Annotated in this window: 18 protein-coding genes; all 18 read right to left on the bottom strand. The window is 53.4% G+C overall.

Annotated features, from left to right (window positions below):
* Window position 1: 1 nt before the first annotated feature.
* The 18 genes from N6G83_RS49365 to N6G83_RS49280 all read right to left on the bottom strand — a co-directional run bounded on the left by N6G83_RS49365 (window position 2) and on the right by N6G83_RS49280 (window position 16,931).
* A complete protein-coding gene (locus N6G83_RS49365; protein WP_087784700.1) occupies window positions 2-559 on the bottom strand; it encodes a restriction endonuclease in 558 nt (185 codons plus the stop codon).
* Window positions 556-1,041, bottom strand: a complete 486-nt coding sequence (locus N6G83_RS49360) for an integrating conjugative element protein (RefSeq protein ID WP_050135333.1) — start codon at window positions 1,039-1,041, stop codon at window positions 556-558. Before N6G83_RS49360 ends, N6G83_RS49365 begins: the two co-directional genes overlap by 4 nt.
* A gap of 26 nt (window positions 1,042-1,067) precedes the next feature.
* On the bottom strand, window positions 1,068-1,664 hold the full coding sequence (locus N6G83_RS49355) for a transglycosylase SLT domain-containing protein (RefSeq protein WP_050135263.1): 597 nt from the start codon (window positions 1,662-1,664) through the stop codon (window positions 1,068-1,070).
* Window positions 1,643-2,368, bottom strand: coding sequence for a TIGR03759 family integrating conjugative element protein (locus N6G83_RS49350; RefSeq protein ID WP_050135265.1), 726 nt, complete (start codon window positions 2,366-2,368; stop codon window positions 1,643-1,645). Before N6G83_RS49350 ends, N6G83_RS49355 begins: the two co-directional genes overlap by 22 nt.
* 12 nt (window positions 2,369-2,380) lie before the next feature.
* Window positions 2,381-3,139, bottom strand: a complete 759-nt coding sequence (locus tag N6G83_RS49345) for a hypothetical protein (protein ID WP_050135267.1) — start codon at window positions 3,137-3,139, stop codon at window positions 2,381-2,383.
* Window positions 3,136-3,774, bottom strand: coding sequence for a hypothetical protein (locus N6G83_RS49340; protein WP_050135269.1), 639 nt, complete (start codon window positions 3,772-3,774; stop codon window positions 3,136-3,138). The genes N6G83_RS49345 and N6G83_RS49340 overlap by 4 nt, the downstream gene beginning before the upstream one ends.
* 141 nt (window positions 3,775-3,915) lie before the next feature.
* Window positions 3,916-4,392 (bottom strand): STY4534 family ICE replication protein, encoded by a 477-nt coding sequence (locus N6G83_RS49335; protein ID WP_050135271.1) that lies wholly within the window; start codon window positions 4,390-4,392, stop codon window positions 3,916-3,918.
* Between the two features lie 612 nt (window positions 4,393-5,004).
* Window positions 5,005-7,005: a DNA topoisomerase III gene (locus N6G83_RS49330; RefSeq protein ID WP_050135273.1), complete on the bottom strand. Its 2,001-nt coding sequence runs from the start codon at window positions 7,003-7,005 to the stop codon at window positions 5,005-5,007.
* A 138-nt stretch (window positions 7,006-7,143) separates the two neighbouring features.
* Window positions 7,144-7,725 carry a hypothetical protein gene (locus N6G83_RS49325; RefSeq protein WP_050147524.1) on the bottom strand — a complete coding sequence of 194 codons (582 nt, stop codon included), beginning with the start codon at window positions 7,723-7,725 and terminating at the stop codon, window positions 7,144-7,146.
* Window positions 7,712-8,497, bottom strand: coding sequence for a PFL_4669 family integrating conjugative element protein (locus N6G83_RS49320; RefSeq protein ID WP_050135277.1), 786 nt, complete (start codon window positions 8,495-8,497; stop codon window positions 7,712-7,714). Before N6G83_RS49320 ends, N6G83_RS49325 begins: the two co-directional genes overlap by 14 nt.
* 256 nt (window positions 8,498-8,753) lie before the next feature.
* Complete coding sequence (locus N6G83_RS49315; RefSeq protein ID WP_050135279.1) at window positions 8,754-9,992, bottom strand: STY4528 family pathogenicity island replication protein; 1,239 nt, start codon at window positions 9,990-9,992, stop codon at window positions 8,754-8,756.
* Window positions 9,992-10,567, bottom strand: coding sequence for a DUF2857 domain-containing protein (locus N6G83_RS49310; RefSeq protein WP_050135281.1), 576 nt, complete (start codon window positions 10,565-10,567; stop codon window positions 9,992-9,994). Before N6G83_RS49310 ends, N6G83_RS49315 begins: the two co-directional genes overlap by 1 nt.
* Before the next feature lie 93 nt (window positions 10,568-10,660).
* Complete coding sequence (locus N6G83_RS49305; protein ID WP_050135283.1) at window positions 10,661-11,392, bottom strand: DUF2786 domain-containing protein; 732 nt, start codon at window positions 11,390-11,392, stop codon at window positions 10,661-10,663.
* Window positions 11,393-11,394: 2 nt separating this feature from the next.
* Window positions 11,395-13,110 (bottom strand): ParB family protein, encoded by a 1,716-nt coding sequence (locus N6G83_RS49300; protein WP_050135284.1) that lies wholly within the window; start codon window positions 13,108-13,110, stop codon window positions 11,395-11,397.
* Complete coding sequence (dnaB-PI, locus tag N6G83_RS49295; protein WP_050135286.1) at window positions 13,100-14,452, bottom strand: SPI-7-type island replicative DNA helicase; 1,353 nt, start codon at window positions 14,450-14,452, stop codon at window positions 13,100-13,102. Before dnaB-PI ends, N6G83_RS49300 begins: the two co-directional genes overlap by 11 nt.
* Window positions 14,445-14,789, bottom strand: a complete 345-nt coding sequence (locus N6G83_RS49290) for a hypothetical protein (protein WP_050147526.1) — start codon at window positions 14,787-14,789, stop codon at window positions 14,445-14,447. The genes dnaB-PI and N6G83_RS49290 overlap by 8 nt, the downstream gene beginning before the upstream one ends.
* Window positions 14,786-15,652: a ParA family protein gene (locus N6G83_RS49285; protein ID WP_050135289.1), complete on the bottom strand. Its 867-nt coding sequence runs from the start codon at window positions 15,650-15,652 to the stop codon at window positions 14,786-14,788. Before N6G83_RS49285 ends, N6G83_RS49290 begins: the two co-directional genes overlap by 4 nt.
* A 166-nt stretch (window positions 15,653-15,818) precedes the next feature.
* On the bottom strand, window positions 15,819-16,931 hold the full coding sequence (locus N6G83_RS49280; protein WP_211134465.1) for a M20 family metallopeptidase: 1,113 nt from the start codon (window positions 16,929-16,931) through the stop codon (window positions 15,819-15,821).
* Window positions 16,932-17,027: the final 96 nt, after the last annotated feature.

Here is a 17,027-nt window from a genome sequence, read left to right as displayed (position 1 = left end):
TTCACTCCTCATTCAGTAGCCAGGGACGCTGCTGGTCGATCAGGTCAAGCAGCCGCTGACCACTGATAAATTCAATGCAGGGAGAGGCGCTCTGCGCCTCGCGGGACTTCAGGCCGGTACGCCCGGTGTGAATAAACAGCCCCCGGCAACGTTCGCGGCGGACCAGCGCCCCAAATGCCACCACATGGGCCGGTGTGATGGTGCGGGCATAGCGTTTGGCCTGGATGAGATAACGCTGGCTACCCATCCACACCTGCCCATCAAGCCCACCGTCACCGCTATAACGCCGGTTGCGTTTGATGCGATACCCCCGACGTTCGAATGCAGTCAGTAGCAATTCTTCAAACACATAGGGGTTCACTTTACGCAGATAATTCAGGCGTTGGCCGTCACCGGCCAACTGGGGAAGACGCGCCAGAATACGTTGCGCCTGGCGCTGATAACGTCGATGGCGACTGACTTTCGCGCCAATCAGTAACGCTATCCAGCTAAGCACGCTAAGTAAAAGCAGCCACCAGACCAACGGTCCCAGACTCCCCAGCATCAGGCCCGATCTCATTGTTCCAATCCCTTTTCCGTCAACAGCACCGGGTAATGGGTCAGCCCCAGCCGCTTCGCCAGATCACTGCCCGAGACCGGCAACAACTCCAGCCCATCCGCGTGTTTCTTCAGGTCGTTGAGCGCCCCTTCACTGGCAACATTCACCACCAGTCCCACCGCGTTTAACTGCACCAGGGCATCTCGACGCAGTGACAGCCAACGGCGAGACAGGTCATCATCACCAATCAAAAACATCGGGCGCATCCCCGGCAGAGCCAGTGCCTTGGCCTCCACTTTGCCGGGTGTCAGCTCAGGGGTGCTGATGGGCAAAACGGTAAGTGGAATAACAGACAACGGCGCTGCCTGGGATACCGTGGCTTTGCCCTGATTATTGATGCCCTCGAAATACGTTGCTGTAGACTGGCCGCCCACATCGGCGACGACGGTAAGGTCAGCCTGGACGGTGAAACTGGCGACACCCAATACCAGCACACAGCTCAGGCGGGTCAGTAAACGTGGATTCAGATTCATGGCGTCGCTCCTGCTGCAGGTTCAATGACAACATTCGATGCCAGTACGCCAGTTGTCGGCTGCAGGCGATTCAAATGCCGTTTCACGATGGCTTGATAGGTCCGTGCAGGCTGGCCGCCTGCCGGATGGTGATAGCACCCGGCAGCGGTTATCCAACTCCCCGGCTTGTTGTCGTAGCAGGCCCGCAGAATACGGGCCGCCACATGCAGATTGATGTACGGATCAAAGGCCTCCCAGGTGGAACGGAAGTGATGCCCGTTCCAGCCCAGATTCACCTGCGCAATCCCGACGTCGATACGTTTCAGTGAGTTATGGCGCATAAACCCCAATAGCGCCTGATAAGCCTCTTGGCGGGTTGCATAGCGATACCCTTTCCCGGCAACGTTAATGGTCCACGGCCAGGGGCGAACGCCGTGGGGAAGTTTCTTTGACGATTCCGTCAGCGCCAGGCTGTACAAGGCTTCGGCGGGCACCCGCTCCTGCACCGCCACCTGGTAGTAGCCTGACGGGATCTGCTGAGAGGACACGGTCGCCAGGCTGTTCGAACTGCAGAGCAGGAGCGCCAGCGCACTCAATACGCGGTAACTTGCCATCCGTTTTCTCCCTGTTGCAGCACCACTGGCATACGTCCCTGACCGAACTTGATCCACTGCCCCCGGTCGTGATTGAGCGTCAGCGTTTTCGCTTTCACCCGCTCAACGGGGATAGCCAGCTTTTTCGCCCAGGCCCGAACGGCCTCATCTTTCCCTTCGCTGCCGACCAGGTAGATATCCAGCAAACGTTGGCTTGTCAGCAGGGACGCCACTTTGCTCTCACACGGAGCCCCACAGTCCGCCCGGACAAACAGCGCCAACCGCCCATTACCCTGCCCGGCATCCCCGGCAGAACGCACCGGCAGGATACCGGGGTAGACACGAACCCAGGCGGCATTCACTTCACGCTGGAATGCCAACTCAGCCTCAACCCGCTGAAAGTCCTGTTTGACGGACAGGTCGGCGTAGTGACGCCGCTCCTCCTCGCTCCGCGCTTCGATACCCAGCGTGGTGATCGGATCTAACCCCGGCGATAAAATCCCCCGACGCCCTTTGCTCAACTGCTGATAACGCTGCCATTCCTCGGTGGTCAGCCCCCATTCCTGCGCATTTTTTTTCGACTGCGCTTCTTCCAGCGCCTGCAGGGTGGTACTGACACTGGCGGTGTTTCCCTGTTGGGATTGCTCTGTTTGCAGTGCGGCTGTTACCGAGAAAAACGGGGCCATACCCAGGCCCAATACCAGCGCGATTGATGTCAATTTCATCCTGACCCTCCTTTATTGAACGCTCAGCGTCTGCGTCCGGCCTGCAACGCTGAACTGGGCCTGATTGCCCCCGGCAGACAACAGTGTCCAGCCCTGAAAGGTCTCGCCGGTTTCGACAAGCCGTATATCCGCCAGGTTGAACGCCTGCAGGGGAGCCACAGCGACAAACACCGCGCCCCCCCGCCGCTCAATGCTGGTCAGACGGAAAGGGGCAGCAACAGACCGGGCGCTCCGGGTGGGGGATTTCTTGACGGTGGTCGGGGTCGCCCCAGGAGTGACGGCAGAGGTTGCTGGTTTGATTGCCGATGTTTGTGCTGCACCGGCACGTTGTTCCAGGGTGTCAACACGGGCCTGCAGAAGTGCCATCGTGGCATGAACGTCCTGCAGTGACTGTACATCTGATGACACCGGCTGGCTGACTTTTGTCTCGAGCGTACGCACCTGCTGTGCCAGGTGCTCAAACGCGGTTTTATCCACGACGGGCGCAACCAGAGCTTCCTCCAGGGAGGCTGACAACGTTTTCAACGTCTCGCTATTGCTGGTCACCTGCTCGTTCAGCTTGTCCAGCTCTTGCTGGACCGCATCCCTACCGGGGACTTGCCCCAGGGCCGTTTGCAACGAGGCAATCTGGGCAGACTGGCTCATCACCTTAACTCCAACACCGGCGACAGACAGCACCAGAAGCGTAAAGACGCTATAGCGCAACAACTGCATCACCTTGCTTGGACGCACCGGCTCGCTCTCCCAGTTCTCTCCTTTCAACTCAATCATTTCAGCATCCTTTGCTGGGCAGGGGCCGGAGTAGGCTGAGGTTGCACTACCGGGGTAACAGTCTGCAATACAGGCGGTTGCAGAAAGGTACTGCTGACGATCGGCGCAGGTGTCGGCTCTGGCGGCAGGCGGAATCCTTCACGCAGCGAATGGCAAACTACACGCTGCACCGAATCCACATCCAACTGCCAGGCCGGTCCGGCCAGGATTTGCAGGGCTTCAGCCAGGCGAATGGGTCCCAACTGGTACTGCACACCCGGTAAGGCCTGGGTGTAGAGCACGCGATTGGCAGAGGTAATACTGCACAGACTGAAGCCTGACTGGCGCAGGGCGTAACGCATCGCATCCGCCACCGTTGGCGTCACAGACGCCGGGATACGGATATCAATCACCTGCTCCAGCGGAGCCCGTTGCGCCAGGGAAGGCGAGGTACTGACCAGCAGATAGCGGTCATAGCGAACCACTTCAATCGGCGTGGCAAACACATCGGGCTGTGCCGATTGTACGTTGCTGGACAAGGTGACACCGGCTATCGGTGAAATGAGATCGCGTTGCAGGTTTTTTTGCGGTTGGACACACCCGGTCAGCACCGCAGCGGCCAGTAAACACGCAGGGAAAACGTAATATGATTTCATGAATATCCTCAGTAAGCAGTCAAAAAGACGTGCTCACTGTGCGAATCTTCACGGTCGCCCTCAACGAACAACTCATTTCCCGAAAATAAAAAAAACGCCAGAGAAAAACTCTGGCGTAAAGGATGGTACTACATCGACAACCTAGAACGCATTGTCCGGGTATTGTTGTTGTGCGGTACAGGTCGAAGCCCCTGGTGTTGGCGTTGACTTTTCCGCTTTGTAAACCATTTCTTGCCCTACCTTGATCCAACTGATTTTTATCAGTCTTGCTTTCAGCGTAGGCCGGGATTCACCTGCGTGCTCTCCCTTGGTTAAGGTAAACACATCAGCCGTCAGATTGCTGAGTTTAAAGCCCAACAGGACTTTTTTTTCTTCATCAACAGACTTCTGGCAGCGCCGGATGAGGCTACTGGCTTCTTTGCCAGATATGGTCACATCGAAACGCGTGTAATCGGGTTTCTCGGTCGATCCGTGCAAGGCATTAATCACGCCGGTCAGGAATGAACCGTTGGCCGTCGTGATCTCACGGATATTACTCAGATACCCCAGACCATCCACATGCAGATTAAAATAGCCGGTCTGATTTTGGGTAGCAGTAGATTGAGATGCTTGAGACATGGTGTTTCTCCTTGGGAATAAACCGGTATGCGGAGAAACGTCCCCAACGGGAAGTTTCCCGCAGGGTATCAACGTGAAGACGCTGACTGTCTGTTAAGTTGGATAAGTGCACCTTCATCGCAGTGAACTGCGATCCCCGCTTTCAAAGGTTCAGGGGGGTTACCGCTCTAAAGCGCGTCCTTTCAGGTTAGGGTCGCATTGGCTTGTGATTGCCCGAAGGCGTCCTTCTCAAATCACCAGGACATTGGCTGTTGTCAGGGACAACGAGTAAGCTGGATCATTATTAAAACGGGCTAAAAAGAAGTCAACACGAAACTCTCAGCCGAAATATCCTTAGGAATAGTGTGATAAAAAAAACGGGAACCGTATCTTCCCGATACGTTCCCGCCATGCCCGCACCACAGGCTGTTGTATGACTGCATTCCATCAACTCAGAGGCCGAGCCTTCGAACCCGACGCGGTTTTCACTGAGACTTTGCGTCTTATACATCTATTCTCCGGGTAAAAGAATGATGCATATTACTGGTGACCGCAGTAATCACGGGGTGCTTCAGAAGCCACGGCAAAATAGCAAACTCCCCGCACCGAGTGCAATGGATAATTAGTTTTACCTCAACGCGCTTTCTTTTTGGGGAAACCTCGCCGTTTGTTCCGCTGAGGGGGATTCACTATCCCGATACAGTCAGGATAACGCAGACAGCCCCAGAAATTCCCTGATTTCCCCGTCCGCTGCAAGGTCACGCCACCACACACCGGACACGGCGGCGAGGGAGGAACGGTGATGTTTATCGCCTGTTGACGCCCTTTCTCGACCAACTGCGTTGTCCAGGCTGACTGTTTTGCCATAAAGTCATCTAGCGACATCTTGCCTTCGGCGATATCATCCAGCGCCTGCTCCCACAGGGCGGTCATGCCGGGATCTTTCAACGGCATCGGCAACACATCCATCAATTCACCGGCCACCACGGCAGCACGCAGAGATTTCCCCTTTTTTACGATAAAACCGCGAGCCAGCAGGGTTTCAATAACCCCGGCCCGCGTCGCTTCTGTCCCCAGCCCCGCATTCTCTTTCAGGATTTTTTTCAGGCGGGGATCGGTCACAAACTGCGCGGCGTTTTTCATCGCCGCAATCAGGGTGCCTTCCGTATAATGCTCGGGCGGTTTGGTCTGCTGGGGCTTCATGGCTGCACCGGTCACCTGACACGACGTTCCCTGCTGCAGGGCCGGAAGTTGCGCGTTGTCGGTATCATCTTGCGCCTCATCGCCCTCCTGCTCTTTCTCAAACAGGGCTTTCCAGCCCGACACCACCACCACATTGCCACGGGTTTTAAACAGTTGGCCGCCACAAAGCAGTGACACTCGGGTTGCATCCTGTTCATAAACAGGCAGAAACTGTGCCAGATAGTGCTGCCGGATCAGTTGGTAGACCTGACGCTCTACCTCACTCATTTTACCAAGATCGCACGGTTGTTTTGTGGGGATAATACCGTGGTGGGCGGTGATCTTCTTATCGTTCCAGACGCGGGAAACAAAACCTGGCTGCAACCGTTCCAGCACGGTCGAGAGTGCTGGGTCACTTTTTACCAGGGCGGAAAGAACGGTGGGGACTTCCGACAACATCGAGGTCGGCAGAAACCCGCAGTCTGTACGCGGATAAGTTGTCGCTTTATGGGTTTCATACAGCTTCTGGGCAATATCCAGTACCTGCTGCGCACCCAATCCCCAACGCTTTGAACACTGCTGCTGTAGCGTACCCAGATCAAACGGTAATGGGGCTGAGACGGTTTCACGTTTGGTCTCTATCTCTGTGACCGAGGCAACTCCCGCTTGCTGGCAGAGCTGGACAACCTGCTGCGCTACCCCTTGCTGGATACAGCGTTTTTCTTCATCACAGTAGGTCGCCGCTGGCACCCATTGCGCCTGAAAAGACTGACCGTTGGACGCCAGTGCCAGCGTGACCACAAAAAAGGGAGTTGGCACAAAACCCGCGATATGCCGGTCGCGCTCAACAATCAGATTGAGCGTCGGCGTCTGTACCCGCCCGACGGAAAGCACATTGCCGTAGCCGCTGTCACGGGCTTTGACCGTGTACAGGCGGGTCAAATTCATGCCGATCTGCCAATCTGCCCGAGAACGGCCAAGACCCGCAAGGTAATGTGGATAGGTCTCATGTCCTGGTTTTATCGCCCCCAGTGCAGCCCGGACGCTGGCTTCATCGAGCGCCGAGAGCCACAACCGTTCGACGTTGCCCTGATAGTCACAATAATCAAGGATTTCACGGGCAATCACTTCACCTTCACGGTCGGCATCTGTCGCAATCACCACACAATCTGCCTTGAGTAACAACTTTCGGATCACTTCAAACTGCGCTTTGGATTCGGGTTTGACCTGCATTTTCCATTGCGTGGGCAATACCGGCAACACCTCTGCACGCCACGGTTTGCCAAACTGTTCGCCGTACACATCCGGGCTGGCCTGCTCCAGCAGATGCCCAAACCCCCAGGTAACCGTTACCCCTGCACCTGACAGATAGCCGCCCTTCTTCTCCGTTGCGCCCAGCACGGCGGCAATATCCCGTCCCTGGCTGGGTTTTTCACACAAAAAGAGTTTCATTCCATTCTCCATGAAAGTGAACCCGCCAGATTCAGCATGCACGACACCCTACCCAAAAGGGCATGGCAATAAAAATGACAGGTGAAAAAAGAAAACTCGGTGATGGCCCAGCCGGACCATCACAGGATGCAGACACTGTTAGCGGATTTTACCTTCCGCGACCTGTTTGACTTCGGCAAACAGTTTGCCGGTATAAGCCTCAGTGACATGTGAGGCTTCACTGGAGCGGAACGTGATATACATACGACTCCCCGCACCATTTTTCTCCAGTTCAATCAGGATATTGTCCTCGATCCCCTCATCTGCGCCCCAATCCCTGCCCATCTTGTAGTAGGCACCCGGTTGCGCGTCCCAGGCATATCCCCCTTGGGTAATCGCTGCCACTTTCACTTTACCTTCTAACCCTTGGCTATTTAGGGTGTTAATAACATCACTGGAGGTGAAATTGTAATACCGTTTTACTCGTGCAGCAGCGGTATCCACATCAACCGGAACCTCAAGTTCTCGGGCAGTTTTCTTATCAATTACCGGTGAATTCTTTGACATCGCAGGCAAACCACCACTCTCATGGCTGTCCGCTTTTTTACCCAGTGAAAGCAAGCCGTAGCTCATGTCGCTGACTTTCTTATTCAACTCGGCCACATCGCTACTCGCACACCCCCCTAACAGAACCGCAGATAACACCACGCCTGCAGCATGACAAAAATTACTCTTTCCCATGACTATCATCCTTATCTCCTTGTTTATCAATGCTTACTACTACCTTATTCTCCCTGGATTTATGCCGCAATCGATTATTTAACAAACGAAGGCTTTCAGCATTGACCGGCGGCGAGAAACGAGAGCGTTTTTTTCCAAACAACACCATTTCATCTAACGCGCCAAAATACTGCTGCGCCGGGGGTATCGTTTCAGTCTCCATCACAATGTCTCTGCGGTTGACGGGGAATGAACGATAACCCATTGCCACAGTGAATATTCTACGAATTTGGTATCCCCCCTGATGCAATCGATCGTCACGATGTTGCCGGGAGATAAACCCGTAATGATGAGCCTGAAATAATTTCAGCGCCAGTTGGTCAAAGCCGACAAGCAAGTAAACGCAGCGATACCCTAAAGGTGTATGACTATGCACACCAATATTAAGAGGGGAGCTGGAAACAACACTGGACAACGAGATACCGCCAGGGAGATCGTCTATCAGACTATTTGCCTCCTCTAATAGACGCTGAATGTTCTTATGCGCTTCATCTATCAGCGTTTCAAGCTGATACATCACGGCATCCGCATAAGGATTATCAGCAAGAGAATCCCGGTTGATGCTGGACACTAACCGGAAAAATCGCGGCATTCCTATGATTGTATCTTTTCTCGCACCTCTTTCTCTTCCTTCCCAGGTACTGATCGCATAGTAGGTATGCAAATCAATCCGCAGTTCTGAATGTAGTGCACCGACTTTTTTCCCGTCCTTTTTCTCTGCATTGTCAGTCATAACAGCCTCTATTCGATAGTTGACGCAGAGTGAGATAGTCAGAGATCAGCAGCCCCTCGAACAACGGGAAAGTATTTCTTCGGCTTTCACAATTTTCATCATAGCCTGTACCTATCAATCCCATTTTATTAATCGTTTAAAACTGATGACACTGTCATCAGTCTGTACCTATTAATTACAGATTATTAATCGTTTAAAACTAACAACGCTGTCATTAGTTGTACATTTCAATTTAATACATTGATTTTAATAATAATTATTGCCTGTAAGCAGCTCGTATTCCCGCCACTACCCGAGCAATATTTTCCGCCGATGCTCTCTGGTTTTTCCCTTGCGTTTGGGCGGGAACAGGCTCTGTAGCCCCAACGGGTTGGGGTTTTGGCTGCTGCATGCGTTTGGTCGCGCCAGCTTTTGAATTGAATTGCCCATTCCTGGCCCGCTTCAGCGTGGCGAGCAGGTAGGCAATCACATTTTTTATCTCACCCGTGCCGATACGCTCCGCCACTTCATCCAGAACCTGCTGCCCCAATGGCGCTGGCAGTGCCTGCAGTTGCGGCTCCACGTTATCCCGGTCAACCGTGGTCAGATTTTCAATCAGCACTGACGGCCAGTGAAGCCGATTGGCGTTTTTCCCTGATGCCCCTACGTACGTATCTTTTACACCCTGTGTATAACTACGTACGTAACAGTTCGGATTCCGAACTCTGTCATAACCCCTTGTTTCCAGAATGAGTTCGGATTCCGAACTCGGTAAAACAGTCCCCTCATTTATACTGAGTTCGGTTTCCGAACTCGGTGATCTTTGGGTGACAGAAGGCATTTTTTGACTGAGTTCGGAATCCGAACCCGGTAAAGACACCTGCGGCCGTAATGCCAAATCCTGGGGAGATTGTGGCGAAGACAAGCGAGCCTCGATCAATGCAATACGCGAATGACGGTGACGCATGGACGTATCCTGTTTGATTTCACCCAGTACAGACAGTGCAGTTAACCGGATAGTCTTGTTGCCGTGCTGACACGCTTGTGCCAACGCATCAAGCCAGCCAGGGTCAAAATGCTCGGCATCACGTAACCCCAACGGCTCATCATGCTGGGCATAGATGTTGCCACGCACCCGGCCACCGTCGTCCCTGACCCGCTTGCATAAGCTCAGCCAGCCTGTCAGCCGTAACATCAGCAAGGTACGGCTGACCGTTTCTCGGGAGGCTTTACCTGAATGGGGGGAGGCAAGCTGAAGCTGCAGCTCTTCATAGGTCGGGAACACCGCCCCGTCGTTCTGCTGGGCATAGAGACGGATCATGACCCATGCCATTTTGTCCAAAGGGGATAACCGAGCATCGAGAAACAACTGCCGGGGAATGGCATCATGCACATTCCCCAGATAGAGCAGACCGCTCTGCTCATTTGTCACAGCGCCGGATTGTGCCTTTTGCACAATCCGGGCTGTCATCCTGCTTAACGTATGTTGTATGACGTTGTCTACCGCCAGGGTCATCAACCCACTCTCCGCTGCTGTTGCTGCTGTTGCTCGACCCAGCCTTTTACCAGCGTCCACACCGACGTTAAGGCAATATCCTGTTGTTCAGCAATCAGCATCATGACCTCCAGCGCTTCCAGCGAGTCCAGATTGTCTATTTTGGCGGCACGCCACTGCTCCCAAATCGAGATTTCCTCTGCTTCACCGGGCGTTTGATTACGCCCTTGCCGGGTCGGTATTCCTGCCAGGCGACGACGGGTACTGACTTCTGCTGCCGTCAGCCCAAAATAGCACTGCATCATTTCTATCGAACCGCCCAACGCCAATGCACGATCGATACGCTGTATGCGAACCTGCTCTTGTCGGGCCTGCGCCAACATCATATTGAGATTGGTGTGATTGATATGGAACGTCAGTATCGAGACCGAGGAGTTCACCAGATAGTGCAAATCCTCAACTGTAAGCTGATTCAGATCCTGGATCTCTTCCAGCGTCAGCCCCATTGCCTCACAGCGCCGAATATTGCCGGATTTCAGCTCCATCAGGACCTGCGTCAACAAGGCATTTGTCGTCATACCGATTTGCGGATTCATATGTAGTTCCCTCCTAAAAGTATCCCTAAATCAATCGCCCACGCCACCACACAAAGCACTACCAGCGTGATCCCTGACCAGTCCTTACGGATTTTATTCATTGGACGCCCCCCGGTTACTGGTCAGCTTGCCTTGCTCTGCACCATCGACACCGTGATACAATCGGGCATTCTTCCCGGCGACGAAACCGGTTCCACGGGCAATATCGGCCCCGCGACACTCCCTCGCTTCCCGAAGTTTGGTCTGGGATAACGCCAAGGCCTCAAGGTAATGCGCCATACTCTGGCTCTCCCGCTGGGAGGGGCCAAAATCAACGACGACACGGCGAACACCCTCAACCCAACCTTCTCGAAACTGGTCGGCACGGGCACGGCGAGTTGCCAGTTTAAGACGCTTGTTTTGCGTCTTGAGGTAGGCGGTTGTTGCCTCTTTCAGTTGGCGGGATAGAACATCAAAGGAATAGGCAGCCACGGCAGGCCGTTCGCCAAAACCGCAGAACATCACGACGCGGTGACTGTTGCCAGCACTTCCCTGCTGCCAGCTATAGTAAGCCCGACAACCAAATGCACGGTTAACAACCCAGACCAGTCTGTCCATCCACTGAGGGATTTTCACGGCATCTGACGGGGCTTTCTGTGTCGGTTCTTCTCGTACAGAAGAAGACTCGGCATCCAGTTCGCTGATACCGTATTTTTGCATCAATGTCTGAGCGCGGGACAAGGCCAGTCCGGCCTCATGGGCATTGCTGTTATTTTTAGCCAATTCCAGCAGTTTACGAATGAACTTCACCAGGCGAACCTGACGCTGTGAATGTGAACGACGCATCCTTATTCCTCCCCATCCTGGTGCGGCTGTAACTGGCGTTGGATCTCACGCAGACGCCGTATCACACGTATTAACCGTAAAAACTTCACCATCTGCACATCATCGAGTAACGGCCAGTCTGCCGGTTGTTCAGCACCGATGACGATAGTGGTCAGTTCAAGCGCAGACAGTGAAACCGCAGCATCACCAGACAATCCTGCCAGCAACCGTGTTATCGGGGAGGCCTGGTGCGCACTTACCTGCAGGCGATATCCCGCCGACCCCATCGCGTTGTCTTCACAGAGTTCCTGCTCGGCCTCAAGCACTTCTGCCAGCTCAAATGCCAGACGAAAAGCGGCATCCTGCAAATGCTCAATATCGTCCTGCAGGGCGGAGATGTGCCAGATATCCGTCACCGGCTCTAACCCGGTATTGGCGAATGAAACCGAAGAGTCCAAGGTGGCGCTTTCCAGCACATGAGAAAGGTCATCCTTTTGCTGATCTTGCCGTACAGCATCGGCTGAGGTTGAAAGTGGGAAAGTCACTGGTAACGTTGACTCCCGAGACGCATTTGGCAAGCCATACAAATCAGGCTGTTCCTCTTCCTTGCGCTGCTTGCCGGGATCGGCATCAACCGGTACTGACGGCTTCACATCCTGCAGAGAAATAACAGCATCGGGCTCGCGACGTACAGCCGGGAATTCTTCTTTAATATGACTATCATCATTGGGAGGAACATCAGGCGAAGACACCGGCGTACCAACAGGGATTGTTCCCTCACCTTTTGTCTCGGTGCCTCTATCTGCATTGATGATATGTTGTGGTAGAGGGGCGGGTTCACCGAAGAGTTTCCGGCGATTCTGCTCTTTCGGGTCGAGTTCGATTAACCAGCGGTCATACGTGATCTCCGGACTGGGCATCGCCAGGAGTAAAGCGGCGATCAATTCGTCTTTGAACGTTTCCAGAGTGTAATGGTCGGGATCATCCAGGGTGTGGCAAACCCCACCGAATACTTCATTAAACGGTTTAACTACATCAATATTTACACTGAATTCGCTCCAGGCCTTTTGTGCTGCCGTACGTAAAGATATAAGCTGAATAACTTGGATTCTACCCATTCCCGAATTGAGCAGAGTGGGCATATACGGGTATAAATTTTCAAGGGTGTATTCCATCCTGCTGATATTTGACTGGGTAATAGGGTAGCCTTCAGTACGCAAAAATAACTCCAGCTCTCGCTGAGAGATTTTCTTTCCAATTTGCTCTTCGTAAATACACTTCGCCTTGGCGATACCCAACGCTTTTTCTATAAACAGCAAATCACCCCGAACATCATTTTCAGCCAAATGCCCGATAACACACTTCAACCGCCCCGGCCACGGCTTGAAAATGCACTGAATACGACGGAAACGCTCATCTAGGGTCTCTTCCCATAGCTCCACCAGGATCGTATAGCGTGTATTCCCTCCATCACTGAAGATATACACATCGTCGGCGCTGTCGGGGTCCTTTGTGACTTTTGGCACCGAATCCAGCCCACGCGCCAGGATAGACGCCTTGATATCGTCATACTTGGGATTGCGGGTGGTGCGTGGGTTATCCGGGTTAGGCCGCAATTGATCCAACGTTAAGACCATTGCCATCTCACTGACCGGCAAGATGGCCACTGTGCCGGACGCGGGTGAACGTCCCCGCTGCAACAACTGTTCACCCAACGTCTGCTCTTTTTTAGAAGTCATAGCGGCCTCCCGTAAAATCTTCAAATCGGGTGATTTCAGGCTGGAACTTCACTTTTACCGTGCCAATGGGACCATTGCGCTGCTTGCCGATAATCAGCTCGGCAATGCCTTTATCTGGGCTGTGTTCGTCGTAAACTTCATCACGGTAGATAAACATGATCACATCGGCATCCTGCTCTAAAGCCCCAGAATCCCGCAAGTCACCGTTGTTGGGACGTTTATCTGGCCGGTTTTCAAGAGCCCGGTTAAGCTGTGAAAGAGCAACAACAGGGCAACCGATCTCTTTCGCCAGTGCCTTCAGAGAACGCGAAATCTCGGCAATTTCCTGTGTCCGGTTTTCCTGACCAGGGCAACGCATCAACTGCAGATAGTCCAACAGGATCAGCGACGGATGCCCGTATTTCCGTACGTTTTTACGTACCCGAGAACGCAGCATTGACGGTGTCATAAAGCTGTCGTCATCAATGAACAGACGACCTTTCCACTCCATGAGAATTGCGTTTGCCTCCGCTATTCTGGCCCACTCCTCATCGCCCAGATTACCGTTGCGCAGACACTGCAAAGGGACACGTCCCAGCATGGCAATAAATCGTGATAACAACTGATCGATGGGCATCTCCAGGCTGTAAATCTGCACCGGCTTGTCTTTCCGGGTCTCAAGAGCACCTTCACATAAACCCAGAGCCAGCGCGGTTTTTCCCATAGAGGGACGTGCTGCTAGCAGGATCAGATCACTGTCTTGAAATCCACTGGTCATCCCGTTGAGTTGCTCAAAAGGCGTCGGGGTACCGGTGATCAGGTCTTCGCTGCTGCAACGCAGTTCAAGACGGCCAAGATAGGTCTCCAGCGAGGAAATGAGATCAAACGGCTTACCGGACGCCTGTAGACCCGCGATATTGAAAAGACGTTGCTCTGCCTCTTCCAGCAGTTCCGCCACATCAGTACGGGCATCCTCGGCCTGTCCGGCCAGATCATGCCCCAACGCCAGTAACTGGCGTTTTTGCTTACCGGTCGAGACATAGTGTGCATAGGCCACAATATTGGCGGCGCTTGGCGTGTTCTTGGACAGTTCGGCCAGATAGGCAAAACCCCCGACAGTATCAAGCTGCCCAACACGCTCAAGCTCTTCTGATAATGTGATGAGATCAATGGGCATATTGCGGCCAAGCAACGCCTGCATGGCTGAAAATATCGTCTGATGAGGCCGTGAGTAAAAGCTGTCTGCCATCAGGATCGGTGCAATCTCGTCCCAACGGTCATTCTCCAGCATCAAGCCACCCAGGACAGACTGCTCGGCTTCCAATGAATGCGGCAGAACCCGTTGTTGTTCAGTATTACGCATGGCGTACCTCCCGCAACGCGCATTCCAGAACATCACGGAGCCGGGAAGAAGCGACCAGGATCAAGGGCTCCCGATCATAACTCGCACCAGACTCCAACAACGGAAGTCCAATCGGTGTTTGCGGGCCTACGGCCATATCACGAAGCTCCGACTCACTCCACACGTTGTAAAAATCGATGAAACCCCGCGCCAGATCCCATTCATCAACCAGGCGCTCATAAATCCGACTTTTGGCTGTTTCGTAATCAGGCGCATCGACGAACACATGAAGCTCATCGTGTCCCTTATAGGTATCAGTGGAATAAGCGACCGCACGCCAAATTTGAATACGATTCATACGCGGATCTCCCGAGCAAGCACATCATCAAACTTTGGTTTCCACTCAGGGAAAAGCTCACAAGCCAGATCACATATAGATTGTGCTGCAGGCGGGGTTTTACGATCAGTTTCATACTCCAGTCTGTGTGCTGGCTGAGACAAACTGTGTCCCAGTTTATAAACGTCCAAGTCATAGATCTGCGTTGCCAGCATACTGACCGGGATACCCGTGGAACTGTATGTCCCTTCGTCAATAATCTGCGTTATCGCTGTCAGCGCTTTCTTTGCCAGAATGGTGTAATCCATGCAATTCACCAGGATCTTCACCGGGGGCAATGCGATACCAAAGTCTTTATAAGGCAATAGCCCTTCCATCAGTGGGATAGTGCCGCGTAAGAACTCGCGCACATCAGGTACCACCGGTTTTATCATGGCGAGCGCCGTATGGTTCGTTGCCAGCATGACCAGCTCAAGCATGATGGATCGGGCACCCTGTGAATCAATAATAATCACGTCATAGTCGGTAAACAGAGCGTGCTGCAGTAGATTGCGCAGCCGAAAACGACCATCGGGCGCGTGCATCATGGCCGTTTTGAGTTGCTCATGGGGATCGTTAGAAACAATCAGGTCAAGGTTAGTGATACTGGTGCGAGAAATAAGCTGTTGGGGTTGATTAAGATCAGCCGTCTGCATTAACAATTCATACAGACCGTAGGGGGCTTCATACTGCAGGTGATAATAACTGGAGGCGGTCGGTTGAGCGTAGTCACCGTCGATCAGCAGAGTCTTGAGACCAGCATCTGCACAGAAGCCGCTGAGATTGGCTGCGTGGGTCGATTTACCTTCGCCGCCTTTGGTGGAAATGATTGAAATTACATGCATATTGATTACCCGAATTTGTCATTCGAGTAATGGCAAAAAACGGTGAAACTTTACCCGTTTTCAACACGGGGATTGAAAATCCCCGTGTCCTTGGTTCGATTCCGAGTCCGGGCACCATCATTTAGAAGAACCCGCCTATGGCGGGTTTTTTGCTTTCTGACAGCGATCAAAGCGTTTCTATCACCCGGCGTAAAAGACGCACCCGGGGTTCGATGCTGGACAACTCCAGATATTCTGCCGTGCTATGGAAGCCAGCCCCAATTGGGCCAAAACCATCCAGTGAGGGAATATCAAGCGCGGCGGTATGGTTGGCATCAGAACCGCCACCGACGGCCTGCCAGCGAACGTCAATATTCTCCAACCTACCCGCAGACTCCACCTTCGCCATCAGCTGTTCGGTTTTTGCTGAGGGTGACATGGCGGGCACATGAGCCTGTAATGTCACATTGAGGCGAACATCGGCAGTAAAGCAGTGAGGCGTAGGGGTTCGCATTAGCCGATCGACACGCTCAAATTCGTCGTTCTGCCAGAAGCGGACATCCACTATCGCTTGCGCGTGGTCCGCAACTACATTGGCTGCAGAACCTCCACTCACCACTCCAACATTCAGGGTCGTCCCCAGTTGCGCATTGGCAAACTGATTAAGATGAAGTATCCAGTGAGCCATTTCATTGATTGCGGAACGCCCATTATCAGGATCGTTACCGGCGTGGGCGGCGACGCCGTGAAATTCCAGCTCGTAGCGGGCCATTCCCTTGCGAGCTTTGACCAGTGAGCCATCCGCACGGGCGGCCTCGCACACCAACACGCAGCGGCTGCGTTTCGCCAGTGCGCCAATCCATTCATGTGAGTAAACCGACCCCGTCTCCTCATCAGGATTCATGGCAATCGCGATAGAGAGACGCTCTTTCGCCTCTGCAGACAGTTCCCGCATTGCCCAAAGAATATTAAGGAGTCCGCTCTTCATATCCGCCACGCCGGGGCCATAGGCGCGATCCTCCTTGATGCTCATGGGGCGCGTCGCTACGGTACCTACCGGGAAAACCGTATCCAGGTGACCTACCAGTAGCACATCAAAGTGTGGACTATTGGGTTTGTTGGCAGCAAAAACGCCGGGCCCCACTTTATCGCCAAGATCGACAATTTCGCTGTGCCAGCCGAGCTGCTGATATTTCTCATGCATATTGCCAGCAACGGTGGCAACTCCGTCCAGCGTATTGGTACCACAGTCCACATTAACCAAGGAGGCCAACTCTGCCAGATAGTCGTCTAATTGCATGGTGTTTCCCCTGTTCTTTTGCGCAGGCTGCGCGTGCACTGAAATTAAATCGAGGGAGAGTACGATCTCGCACTCGCCCCGCAGGTCGCCGTGCCT

Source organism: Serratia sp. PL7 (assembly GCF_945957435.1).
This window is presented reverse-complemented; position numbering and strand designations above follow the sequence as displayed.

What these genes read in the sequence shown, in the direction of transcription:
- N6G83_RS49305 (WP_050135283.1), bottom strand. Translation starts at nt 11,392, where the DNA reads ATGCGTCGTTCACATTCACAGCGTCAGGTTCGCCTGGTGAAGTTCATT.
- N6G83_RS49365 (WP_087784700.1), bottom strand. Translation starts at nt 559, where the DNA reads ATGAGATCGGGCCTGATGCTGGGGAGTCTGGGACCGTTGGTCTGGTGG.
- N6G83_RS49290 (WP_050147526.1), bottom strand. Translation starts at nt 14,789, where the DNA reads ATGAATCGTATTCAAATTTGGCGTGCGGTCGCTTATTCCACTGATACC.
- N6G83_RS49300 (WP_050135284.1), bottom strand. Translation starts at nt 13,110, where the DNA reads ATGACTTCTAAAAAAGAGCAGACGTTGGGTGAACAGTTGTTGCAGCGG.
- N6G83_RS49285 (WP_050135289.1), bottom strand. Translation starts at nt 15,652, where the DNA reads ATGCATGTAATTTCAATCATTTCCACCAAAGGCGGCGAAGGTAAATCG.
- N6G83_RS49335 (WP_050135271.1), bottom strand. Translation starts at nt 4,392, where the DNA reads ATGTCTCAAGCATCTCAATCTACTGCTACCCAAAATCAGACCGGCTAT.
- N6G83_RS49315 (WP_050135279.1), bottom strand. Translation starts at nt 9,992, where the DNA reads ATGACCCTGGCGGTAGACAACGTCATACAACATACGTTAAGCAGGATG.
- N6G83_RS49330 (WP_050135273.1), bottom strand. Translation starts at nt 7,005, where the DNA reads ATGAAACTCTTTTTGTGTGAAAAACCCAGCCAGGGACGGGATATTGCC.
- N6G83_RS49310 (WP_050135281.1), bottom strand. Translation starts at nt 10,567, where the DNA reads ATGAATCCGCAAATCGGTATGACGACAAATGCCTTGTTGACGCAGGTC.
- N6G83_RS49345 (WP_050135267.1), bottom strand. Translation starts at nt 3,139, where the DNA reads ATGATTGAGTTGAAAGGAGAGAACTGGGAGAGCGAGCCGGTGCGTCCA.
- N6G83_RS49340 (WP_050135269.1), bottom strand. Translation starts at nt 3,774, where the DNA reads ATGAAATCATATTACGTTTTCCCTGCGTGTTTACTGGCCGCTGCGGTG.
- N6G83_RS49325 (WP_050147524.1), bottom strand. Translation starts at nt 7,725, where the DNA reads ATGGGAAAGAGTAATTTTTGTCATGCTGCAGGCGTGGTGTTATCTGCG.
- N6G83_RS49355 (WP_050135263.1), bottom strand. Translation starts at nt 1,664, where the DNA reads ATGGCAAGTTACCGCGTATTGAGTGCGCTGGCGCTCCTGCTCTGCAGT.
- N6G83_RS49350 (WP_050135265.1), bottom strand. Translation starts at nt 2,368, where the DNA reads ATGAAATTGACATCAATCGCGCTGGTATTGGGCCTGGGTATGGCCCCG.
- N6G83_RS49280 (WP_211134465.1), bottom strand. Translation starts at nt 16,931, where the DNA reads ATGCAATTAGACGACTATCTGGCAGAGTTGGCCTCCTTGGTTAATGTG.
- N6G83_RS49320 (WP_050135277.1), bottom strand. Translation starts at nt 8,497, where the DNA reads ATGACTGACAATGCAGAGAAAAAGGACGGGAAAAAAGTCGGTGCACTA.
- dnaB-PI (WP_050135286.1), bottom strand. Translation starts at nt 14,452, where the DNA reads ATGCGTAATACTGAACAACAACGGGTTCTGCCGCATTCATTGGAAGCC.